Raw genomic sequence first — 10,457 nt, 5'->3', positions numbered from 1 at the left:
GGGCCCCAGGAGAAATGTGTGGCAGCCAGCGCGAGAGCAGCAGGCTGGCCGCAATCGGCACCGGGCCGTTTGCCTGAGAACAGCAGCAATGTCCCGAGTCCGATACTGGCAAGGAACTGACCGGGTCCTTGTCCACCGCCAGATACTGCGCGCCACCGGACGAGCAGTAACTACCGGAAAGCAGTTGCGCCAAGCTCAGTTCACCCGCAGCACTGGCCATGGGCAAGGCGAACACCTTGAACAGCATCGCCATCAGCGCTGCTATCCATAAATTGTCCCAGGTGGTTTTACCCATGCCGCAGCACTGCACCGTCAGACCACTCTCGCAGGGGAGTCATCGCACAGCGCTAGACCCGCCAGTAGTGGCGAGCCAATCAGATAGTTCATGGCACATGTCCTTGACAGCTGACGATCACCTGGACACGCCATCTACGTCCTGGCGGACGTGAAATGGACGATCAGGTGCCCTGGAGCATGAGCAAAAGCTCACTCCAGCACTCGAGTGCAGACAGTGTCAGAGAGGGGAAGCGCGCGGGTTGGCCGAGGGCCAGCAATAACGAGGCGGCGCCTGAGCGCGCACCTCAGCATTGAGCAGGCGTCGATTGGCGCGTGCCAGTAACCAGGCCACGCCAAGCAGAAACAGCAGGCAAAGGAAGGATGCCGAACACAGTGGGCAGCCGAATGGGCTGCTCAAGTCAGCGGTTACAAGCGCGCTGCCCTGCTTGGCCTGGAGCGCCGAGGTGTCGCCACCAAGGCTGCAGAACACACCGCCGATCCCGTTCAGGGCAAAGCCCAGCGCCTGACCGTGCCCCAGGCCACAGGAAAATACATTGAACAGGACACAAAAATACAGTGCCCAGGCAATGAGAGGACGGTGGGAGGGGATGCGCTTCATGGCACGGACTTTAGCACCGAAAGCGCTCAGGTTGAAGTACACCTGCTGGGCACCCCGGGTGCGACATCCCGCCACAGCCATCAGCCTTCGCCGCGGCCAGATGCCCAGTGGCGCATGGCGGGGCAGATTGTCGCAGTTGGTGATGGCTGGCACGGTCCTTAAAGTGGCGCCGCCGTCGCAACGACGACGTTGCACCATTCAAGAATCCACTGCCAGCAAGCTCGCCCAGGACCTGAGCGCTGTTTCCTGCAACCGGCGCCGAAACGTGCCGTCCCGTGAGGCTTAACCTTTATGAGCATGTTCGAGGCGTTGGACCTGGCCCGAATCCAGTTCGCATTCACTGTTTCATTTCACATCCTGTTCCCTGCCATCACCATTGGCCTGGCCAGTTACCTGGCGGTACTTGAAGGCCTTTGGCTCAAGACCCAGCAAAGCGTCTACCGCGACCTCTATCACTTCTGGTCGAAAATCTTTGCCGTGAACTTCGGCATGGGCGTTGTCTCGGGCTTGGTCATGGCCTATCAGTTCGGCACCAACTGGAGCCGCTTCAGCGACTTCGCGGGTGCGGTGACCGGGCCATTGCTGACATACGAAGTGCTTACTGCATTCTTTCTAGAAGCGGGTTTCCTCGGTGTCATGCTGTTCGGCTGGAACCGCGTGGGCCGTGGCCTGCACTTTTTCTCCACCGTGATGGTCGCGCTTGGCACACTGGTTTCGACCTTCTGGATCCTGGCCTCCAACAGCTGGATGCAGACGCCTCAGGGCCACGAGATCATTGATGGGCGAGTAGTGCCGGTGGACTGGCTGGCAATCATCTTCAACCCCTCCTTTCCCTACCGCCTGCTGCACATGACCACCGCCGCCTTTGTCGCCACGGCGTTCTTCGTCGGGGCCTCGGCCGCCTGGCATCTGCTGCGTGGCCGCGATAACCCGGCGGTACGCAAGATGATGTCGATGGCGATGTGGATGGCGCTGATCGTTGCGCCCGTGCAGGCCGTGATCGGCGATTTCCATGGGCTCAATACCCTCGAACATCAACCGGCAAAAATCGCCGCGATCGAAGGACACTGGGAAAACATAGGCGACGAGCCGACCCCGTTGATCCTGTTCGGCATTCCCGACATGAAGAACGAAACCACGCATTTCAAGCTGGAGATTCCAGCGCTGGGCAGCCTGATCCTCACGCACAGCCTGGATAAACAGGTACCAGCACTCAAAGACTTCCCAGCTGAGGACCGGCCCAACTCCCCGGTGGTGTTCTGGTCATTTCGAATCATGGTCGGCCTGGGCATGCTGATGATTGCCGTCGGGCTGTGGAGCCTGTGGCTACGCAGAAGTGGCAGGCTGTACAGCTCGCGCGCCTTCCTTTACCTGACCCTGTGGATGGGCCCGTCTGGCCTGATCGCCATCCTGGCAGGCTGGTTCACCACCGAGGTAGGTCGCCAGCCCTGGGTAGTCTACGGCCTGATGCGCACGGCTGATGGCGCCTCGAACCACAGCTACGCACACCTGGGCATCACGCTGGTGATGTTCGTGGTGGTCTACTTCGCCCTGTTCGGCACAGGCCTTGGCTACATGATGCGCCTGGTGCGCAGTGGGCCGAGAGTTGGCGAGGGCGAGGAGCATATCCAGGGCGGCCCAGGCCAGCAGCACACACCCGCACGGCCGCTGTCAGCTGCCGACGACGATTACCAGAGCGAGAAAAACTGAGATGGGTATCGACCTTCCGCTGATCTGGGCGGTGATCATCATCTTCGGCGTGATGATGTACGTCGTGATGGACGGCTTTGACCTGGGCATCGGCATGCTCTTTCCTTTCGTCAGAAGCGAGCGCGACCGTGATGTGATGATGAATACCGTTGCGCCGGTTTGGGACGGCAACGAAACGTGGCTGATTCTTGGCGGTGCTGCGTTGTTCGGTGCCTTCCCGCTGGCTTACGCGGTGGTGCTCGAAGCGCTCTACCTGCCGCTGATGCTGATGCTGATGGGTTTGATCTTTCGCGGTGTGGCCTTCGAGTTCCGCTTCAAGGCCAAACCTGCCAAACGTCATCTGTGGGACAAGGCCTTCATCTGGGGCTCGCTGACCGCTACGTTCTGCCAAGGGGTTGCGCTGGGTGCGTTCATTGAAGGCATCAAGGTGGTCGACCGGCGTTACGCAGGCGGCGCACTGGACTGGCTGACCCCTTTCAGCCTGTTCTGTGGCGTTGCCCTTGTAGTCGCCTACACGCTGCTCGGCTGCACCTGGCTGATCATGAAAACCGAGGGCCCACTGCAGCGGCAGATGCATGACCTGGCGCGCCCACTGGCCCTGATGCTGCTGGTGATGATGGGCATCGTCAGCCTCTGGACCCCACTGGCCTATCCACAGATCGCCGATCGCTGGTTCAGCATGCCCAACTTCATCTGGTTCGTGCCCGTGCCGATCCTGGTACTGGTGTGCTTCTACAGCCTTCTGCGCGCAGTGGCACGCAATGCGCACTACACACCGTTCCTGCTGACACTGGCACTCATTTTCCTCGGCTACAGCGGCCTGGGCATCAGCCTGTGGCCAAACATCATCCCACCGTCGATCTCGATCTGGGAGGCAGCCGCACCGCCGCAAAGCCTGGGCTTCATGCTGGTGGGTACGCTGTTCATCATCCCGATCATTCTGGTGTACACGTTCTGGAGCTACTACGTGTTCCGCGGCAAGGTGACCCACGAAGATGGTTATCACTGAGGAGTCATACCCGATGACCGATAAAAGCATTGTGGTGGAGCAGCCCCGCCCACTTTGGCAGCGGCTCGGCTGGCTGGCCGTGATCTGGACAGCCAGCGTGGCAGCGCTCGGGGTCGCCGCCTGGATCATGCGTCTTTTCATGAGCGCAGCCGGCCTGAGCAGCCACTGACCGCACCCCGCGCCCCTCGACTTTGAGCGGGGGGAGTGGGCACCCAGCACGGGTACCACGAACATTTTACAGACCGCTTTGGATAAGGCTTAATGCCCACCTCGCTTGCTGGGCCCCGGCCATGATTTCACCCCTTCGCACACAACTTTGGTGGCTCGCATGCTTTGCAGTGTTGTTCAACCTGCTGGCCATGCCGCTTGACCGTGCCTTGCGTGTGCCCAGCTTCGATAGCCAGTCATTGCTGCTGGGCAGTTTCTGCAGCCTGCACACTGTCCCTGCGGCCGTAGTAAAGCAACTGTACGCCGACCTCGACCTGCCGGACGACAGTGCACCGCAGCACAGCAAGCAGCCCTCCGGCGATTGCTGCTGCGGACATGCCGGCCAGGCGTTCGTGCCCGGCCACTATGCCAAGCAACTGTTCCCCCGCTATTGGTCCGAGGCACTGCTGCTCGGCCCTGCCCATGTGCTGCCCCTGCCCCGCCAGCAATGGCCTGACCTGAGCCCGCGCGCACCGCCCCTGAGCTGAAAGCTGTCGTTGACACCTTTGTGGGCCGCTGTACGGCCCGAGCCTATTCAGCCAGGAAGCTCTTCAATGCCTGCGAACACCTGCATCGCACGGGCCATGTTGCCCGTGCTCACCCTGTCGTGCGTCTCGACCCTCAGCCCTCTGTCCATGGCAGTCGCCGACCCCCTGCCCAACGAGAACTCCACACTGACCCTCGGTGCTGTCAGCGTCACCGCCAACAACACCGGCCCACTGGCCACCAGCAGCGTACTCAGCTCGGTGGATATCCTTGGCGGTGACATTCTTGAGAAAATGCCCGTGGCGTACAGCTGGGAGCTGTTGCGCCGCGCCCCAGGCGTGATGCTTACCGAGTTCAACCAGGGCACCACCTCGGGCAAACTGTCATTTCGCGGCTTCAACGGCGAAGGCGAGATCAACGCGGTCAAGCTGTTGATCGACGGCATCCCGAGCAACACCAATGACGGCAACATGCCGTTTATCGACATGGTCTTCCCGCTCGAAATCGACAGCCTGGAAGTGGTGCGCGGCACCAGCGACCCGCGCTATGGCCTCAACAACATCGCCGGCAACGTCAATATCAATACCCGCACCGGCGGCGACTACAGCAAGGCTCGCCTGCGCTACGGCAGTTTCAATACCCGTGAAACACAACTGGCCAAGGGCATCGAGACAAGCAACTGGACGCAGAATTACTTCTTCGCCTACCAGAAGACCGATGGTTACCGTGACCATGGCGACACCGACCGCTACAGCGTCGGCGGCAAGTGGTTCTACACCCCGGATGACAACAGTTATCGTCTTGGCCTGATAGCGCGCCACTACGAAGCCAAGGCGCAGGAAGCGGGCTACCTCACCGAGGACGATGCCCGCCGTCATCCACGCATGACCAACGACTACAACGCCACGGACAAAGGCACGCGGCGCATGAACCAGCTAAGCCTGCATTTCGACACTGACCTGGCCGACACCTTGTCCTGGTCGGCCAAGTCCTACCTCAACACCTTCGATGACCGCAGGTGGACACAGTACTGGCGCACCAGCGCACAGCAGGAGCGCAACAACTACGAAACCCAATATGGCGCCCTCACCTCGCTGACCTGGCGCCCGCAGGTCAGTTGGCTGCACGCCTTCGCGCTGGAAGGTGGTACCGATGTCCAGAAACAGGAAAACCGCAGCGAGCGTTACCGCACGGTTCAACGCGTGCGCCAGGCGCAGACCCGTGACCAGCGTTTTGATTTCAACACCTACGGTGCCTACGTGCAGGCCGAGATCAAACCGTTCGAGTCGCTGAAGATCGTACCCGCCTATCGGGTGGACAAGATCAGCGGTGACTTCACCAATGAAATGACCGGCGCTGACTATGACATCAATGACTATGGGCTAATCAAACAGCCCAAATTGAGCGTGGTGTACTCGCCCTTCACATTCGCCAGCGTCTATGCAAACTGGGGCCGCACCTTCCAGGTGGGTACTGGTGCTGCGGCCTACAAGGTGCCCCCGCGCAACGAGGACCTGGCCCCTTCAATCAACGAAGGTTGGGAAACCGGCATCAAGTTCACCCCTGTGTCCTGGATGGATGGCCGCGTCGCCTACTGGCGCCAGGACGCTACCGGCGAAGTCAGCCGGCGCCTCAACGACCCCAGTGGCGAATCCGACAATGTGGGTGAAACCAAACGCTGGGGCTATGACCTGCAGATGAACCTGCGGCCAAGTGAGCGCACCGAACTGTGGATGTCCTACTCCTGGCAGTACTCGAAGATTCTTGAGCCAAGCGCAGCGCTGCCCGGCAGCAAGGGCAAGGAAATCGACCATGTGCCTCATCATCTGTACAACGCCGGGGCCAGTTACCAGGCCACGCCTGCGCTACAGCTGACGGCGTGGATGAACGGCCAGACCAACTACTACCTGGAGCGCGAAAACACCCAGGGCACCTATGGCGGCTATGTACTGATGAACCTCGGCGCGGTGTACAAGGTCAGCGAGACACTCAGTGTGGATCTGCAATTGAAGAACCTCACTGACCGCTATTACGAATATGCGTGGTACGACCCGGATGGGGCGAATGCGTCGCTGCATGCTCCGGGTGATGGACGCGCACTGTATGCGGGGGTGAGCGTCGACTTCTGACGGCGCGGGAATGCCCGGTTCTTTACCGGGCACGTCCTGATCTGAGCCAATGCGGGTGCTGCAAGCGGTGCGGGCGGCGACCGGATGACTGCCGCTTTGGCTAGAGCAACTGCCCGCCCGAGATATCAAACGTCGTCCCGTTAGCCCAGGCCATGTCATCCGACAGAATGGCAGCCACCGCACCGCCGATATCGTTCGGCAGACCGACCCGACCCAGCGCGATGCCCTGTGCCACATAGGCATTCACGTCCTGGTTGTCACGCACTGCACCACCGCCAAAATCGGTTGCGATGGCGCCTGGGGCAATGGCATTCACGCGAATCTGGCGCGAACCCAGCTCTACGGCCATGTAACGGGTCAGCACCTCGACTGCCGCCTTGACCGCCGCGTAAATGCTGTAGCCCGGCAACGTGAAGCGTACGAAACCGGAGGAAACGTTGAGAATGCGACCGCCGTCTTCCATGAGCGGCAGCAGCTTCTGCGTCAGGAAAACCGGACCACGCAGGTGCGTTGCAACCAGTGAAGCGAACTGGTCCTCGGTTGCATCGACAAAGCTCGAAAAGAGGCCATTGCCGGCATTGTTGACGAGGAAGTCGAAGCGATCGCGGCCGAAGTCGGTCTTCAGCACATCAGCCACTGCGCGAGAAAAAGCCTGATAGCTGGCGGTGTCGGTGATGTCGAGCGCCAGCATCGCGACCTTGCCGCCCTGCGCCTGGATTTCGCGCATCAGCGATTCGGCTTCTGCCACGCCGCTGCGATAGGTGCCGATGATGTGGACACCACGCTTGGCGAGGTGAAGCGCCATGTTGCGGCCAAGGCCACGGCTGGCGCCGGTGATGAGTGCGATGTGCTGGTTCATGGATTGTCTCTGCTAGGTTAGGCGCGCTTTTCAGCGCTTTCTTGACCCGCCCAAGATAGGCAATGACCGCTTCGTAACCCACGCCCAATAAGCTCAATTGATTGCCTGATTGTATCAATCGCATTGCACGGTGACGGGGCGCAGGCATAATCGGCCCATGACCAACGATCTCGCACCGCACCTTGATATAGCCCTGCGCCACGCGCCACCGGGTTTGACCCGCACACCAATCCCGCGTGTAGACCTGTGCGTCGGACAAGGCTCTACCGATCAGGCACCATGCCTGTATCGTTCGATGATCTGCTTCATCCTGCAAGGGTCGAAGCGCGTTGCACTCAACAACGACCTTCTGAGCTACGACAGTGAGCAATACCTCATCAGCGCACTGGATCTGCCGTTGATCGGGCAGATTCTTGATGCGCAAGGGGGGCAGCCCTACATTGCCGTCTCGCTCGTGCTGGACCCGGCCATCCTGGCAGAACTGGCGGCAAGTATGCCGCCGGTTCGCGAGAGCGAACAAAAGGGCATTGGCATAGCGATAAACCCGATGACCGCTGCGCTGCGCGACACGCTGCTGCGCTTGTTGTCATTGCTCGACACGCCTGCCGATATCCCGGTGCTTGGCCCCATGATCGAACGGGAATTGCTCTATCGTCTCCTTCAGGGGCCTCAAGGAAGATTGCTGCGGCAGATTGCCCAGCCCGATGGCGCACTGGGCAGCATCCGCCGCGCCGTTGCGTGGATCAGAGACAATTACAATGTTCGCCTGCGCATCGAGGCGTTGTGCGATGCCAGCGGCATGAGCCGGGCAAGCCTGCATCGGCATTTTCTGTCGATGACCGGCCTCAGCCCGCTGCGCTATCAGAAACAACTCAGATTGCAGGAAGCTCGCCAGTTGTTGCTTGCCGGCGAGCATCGCGCGTCTGACGTGGCGTTTGCGGTGGGCTATGAAAGCGCGTCCCAGTTCAGCCGCGAGTACCTACGGCAGTTCGGTACCTCGCCTGCACGCGATGTGCGCCAGATACGGCAAGCGATCGACAATCAATCCGCTACCGGTGACGGGCCTGTTTCCAGATAGCGTCGCCTCAGTCCCTTCCATTTTTGATAGCTAAACTCAATACGCGCGATCAATAACATCAAATAGCCACTACCCGCACCCAGTTTTACAGTCAAACCGTGCAAATGGCTGAGAGTTGGAGGTCGCACGTATGGATAGCCAGTACGAAATCCATTTCGTCCGCGCGGAACACAAAGAGGTCCTTCGTGTATCGCGTCGCCACATGTCAGGGCCGCAGGCATGGGAAATCGCGCTCATGCACGCCGGCGCATGTTACGGCGAGATCACACAACTGGCTGCGCATGAAAGCATCATGGTGCTGGCCAAACGATTCTCGATCTCGGGGGTGCGATGGAACAAAGCCAGTCATACCATCTCTTTTGCCGAACGCTCCTCACTGAACTCATTGAAGCTCTTCGCCCCAGAGACGCCTGTTCACTCCCCGCCCTGCCCCAGAACGCTTCAGCAGACTGACTGAGGGCTGCCTTGGGACGAGTGAAATGCAGCGTCATGAAAAGCCGCCTGTAAACAGCGTTTGCCAAGCGCCTGGCTGTCCCAGGCTCAGGCTAACTGAGCTGACCGTCTCACTGGCTCAGCATGGCAGGTGCAGGGCCTGCTCCAGATCGCGCCGCAACGCGGATACATTTTCCAGCCCCACATGCAACCGCAGCAGTTGCCCACGGACCGGTGTGGCAAAGTGCCGATCACCTAGCTCGCCAAGGGTCACCAGGCTCTCGTAACCGCCCCACGAGGCGCCAATGCCGAACAGCCGCAAACCGTCCGCGAAGGCCTCGGCCCGGCCCACAGCAGCATCCGCCAGCTCGAAACTGAGCAAGCCGTTACTGCCCTTGAAATCGCGCTGCCACAGCGCATGCCCAGGATGCTGCGCCAAGGCCGGTGATACACCCGCGCCACGGCCTCGTGCCCCTGCAGCCAACGGGCGATCTCCAGCCCCTGCTGCTCGTGCACCGCCATGCGGCTGGCCAGGCTGCGCGCACCGCGCAGCACCAGCCAGGCATCGTCGGGGCTGACCGTACAGCCGCAGGTGTCGCTGCTGCGCGACAGCGCGGCAAAGGCCTCGCCAGTGGTGCACACGCTGCCCATCATCACATCACTGTGCCCGCCCAGGTACTTGGTCAGGGCCATGATCGAAATGTCCGCGCCCAGCGCCAGCGGCTGGTACAGGTAGCCCGAACCCCAGGTGTTGTCGACCGCCAGCAGCACCCCGCGCGCCTTGCACAGCGCGGCCATGGCCGGCAGGTCGTTGAGCTCGTACAGCAACGAGCTGGGGCTTTCGCTGTAGACCATGCGGGTGTTGGCGCGCAATGCCGGCTCCAGGCCCTGACCGTCTGCCGCGAAGAACTCCACCTGCACACCGAAAGGTTGCAGCAGTTCGCGGGCCAGGCGCCGTACCGGGCCGTACACGCCATCGCTGAGCAGCAGGTGGTCGCCCGGACGCAGGTAGGCCAGAAAGGTCTGGGTGATCGCCTGCAAACCGGTGGCGAACAATTTGGTGCGGTAACCGCCTTCCAGCTCGCTGACCAGGTCCTCCAGGGCAAAGGCGGTGGGGTTGCCACGTGCGCCATAGCTCAGCACTCGCTGCTGGTCGCGGCTGCGCGGGCGGCACGCAGGTCGGCGACGCTGTCGAACAACACCGTACTCAAGCGACTGACCGGCGGGTTGACGCCATGGGCGCCCTGCCCCGGCTCGCCGCGCCCACCATGAACCAGCCGGGTTTCGACCGGGTCGCCGGCTGCCAGCGGCGTGAAACTCGCAGTTTCTGCTGCGTTCATCTGCGCGATCAGGCCGGTTTCCCAGGCCAGGTAGCGACGCGCGGCGTCTTTGTTGCCGGCGTGGCGGTCGTGCACAAAAAAACAGGAAGTCGATGCAGGCGGCGTCGGCCAGCGAATCGTCGCCGTCCACCTGTGGCCATTCGGCCAGCAGCGCCCGAGGGAACAGCCGCGCCGCCAGGCGTTGTGCGGCGGGCAGCTCGCTGACGGCCAGCTCGGCGACGCGCGGGTCGTCGGCGATCAGCACCAGGCGCCGTGTCTGCGCGCTGACCTGCGCGGCCAGTTGTGGGCGTATCGACCACTGTGCGCCTTGCA

Annotated in this window: 10 protein-coding genes and 1 pseudogene; 7 read left to right on the top strand and 4 right to left on the bottom strand. The window is 61.4% G+C overall.

The features are described 5' to 3' along the window. Together G3436_RS05655 and G3436_RS05650 are read right to left on the bottom strand one after the other, a co-directional pair. Nucleotides 1–295, bottom strand: a 295-nt coding sequence (locus tag G3436_RS05655) for a DUF2946 family protein (protein WP_178116329.1), incomplete at its 3' end; no start/stop codon positions are given. Nucleotides 296–514: 219 nt separating this feature from the next. Then, nucleotides 515–895 (bottom strand): DUF2946 domain-containing protein, encoded by a 381-nt coding sequence (locus tag G3436_RS05650; protein WP_163942274.1) that lies wholly within the window; start codon nt 893–895, stop codon nt 515–517. Between the two features lie 291 nt (nt 896–1,186). On the opposite strand from G3436_RS05650, the gene G3436_RS05645 reads away from it, so the two are divergent. From G3436_RS05645 to G3436_RS05625, 5 genes are all read left to right on the top strand, one after another. Further along, nucleotides 1,187–2,605: a cytochrome ubiquinol oxidase subunit I gene (locus G3436_RS05645; protein ID WP_163942269.1), complete on the top strand. Its 1,419-nt coding sequence runs from the start codon at nt 1,187–1,189 to the stop codon at nt 2,603–2,605. A 1-nt stretch (nt 2,606) separates the two neighbouring features. Further along, on the top strand, nt 2,607–3,614 hold the full coding sequence (gene cydB / locus G3436_RS05640) for a cytochrome d ubiquinol oxidase subunit II (RefSeq protein WP_163942266.1): 1,008 nt from the start codon (nt 2,607–2,609) through the stop codon (nt 3,612–3,614). 13 nt (nt 3,615–3,627) lie between these two features. Continuing rightward, nucleotides 3,628–3,783, top strand: coding sequence for a DUF2474 domain-containing protein (locus G3436_RS05635; RefSeq protein WP_163942263.1), 156 nt, complete (start codon nt 3,628–3,630; stop codon nt 3,781–3,783). A 121-nt stretch (nt 3,784–3,904) separates the two neighbouring features. Then, entirely contained in the window at nt 3,905–4,309 is a 405-nt protein-coding gene (locus tag G3436_RS05630) for a DUF2946 family protein (RefSeq protein WP_163942260.1), read from the top strand. 66 nt (nt 4,310–4,375) lie between these two features. Further along, entirely contained in the window at nt 4,376–6,436 is a 2,061-nt protein-coding gene (locus G3436_RS05625) for a TonB-dependent receptor (RefSeq protein ID WP_163942257.1), read from the top strand. A gap of 100 nt (nt 6,437–6,536) precedes the next feature. On the opposite strand, the gene G3436_RS05620 is transcribed toward G3436_RS05625, so the two are convergent. Further along, on the bottom strand, nt 6,537–7,295 hold the full coding sequence (locus tag G3436_RS05620; RefSeq protein ID WP_163942255.1) for an SDR family NAD(P)-dependent oxidoreductase: 759 nt from the start codon (nt 7,293–7,295) through the stop codon (nt 6,537–6,539). Between the two features lie 157 nt (nt 7,296–7,452). On the opposite strand from G3436_RS05620, the gene G3436_RS05615 reads away from it, so the two are divergent. Both G3436_RS05615 and G3436_RS05610 read left to right on the top strand, forming a co-directional pair. Continuing rightward, nucleotides 7,453–8,373 carry an AraC family transcriptional regulator gene (locus tag G3436_RS05615; RefSeq protein WP_163942251.1) on the top strand — a complete coding sequence of 307 codons (921 nt, stop codon included), beginning with the start codon at nt 7,453–7,455 and terminating at the stop codon, nt 8,371–8,373. A gap of 130 nt (nt 8,374–8,503) precedes the next feature. Beyond that, a complete protein-coding gene (locus tag G3436_RS05610) occupies nt 8,504–8,830 on the top strand; it encodes a hypothetical protein (protein ID WP_163942248.1) in 327 nt (108 codons plus the stop codon). A gap of 114 nt (nt 8,831–8,944) precedes the next feature. Here the strand turns inward: G3436_RS05610 and metC are convergent. Further along, nucleotides 8,945–10,457, bottom strand: a pseudogene (gene metC / locus G3436_RS05605) (cystathionine beta-lyase); the annotation flags it as partial.

This window comes from Pseudomonas brassicae (genome assembly GCF_010671725.1).
Classification (GTDB): domain Bacteria; phylum Pseudomonadota; class Gammaproteobacteria; order Pseudomonadales; family Pseudomonadaceae; genus Aquipseudomonas; species Aquipseudomonas brassicae.
This window is presented reverse-complemented; position numbering and strand designations above follow the sequence as displayed.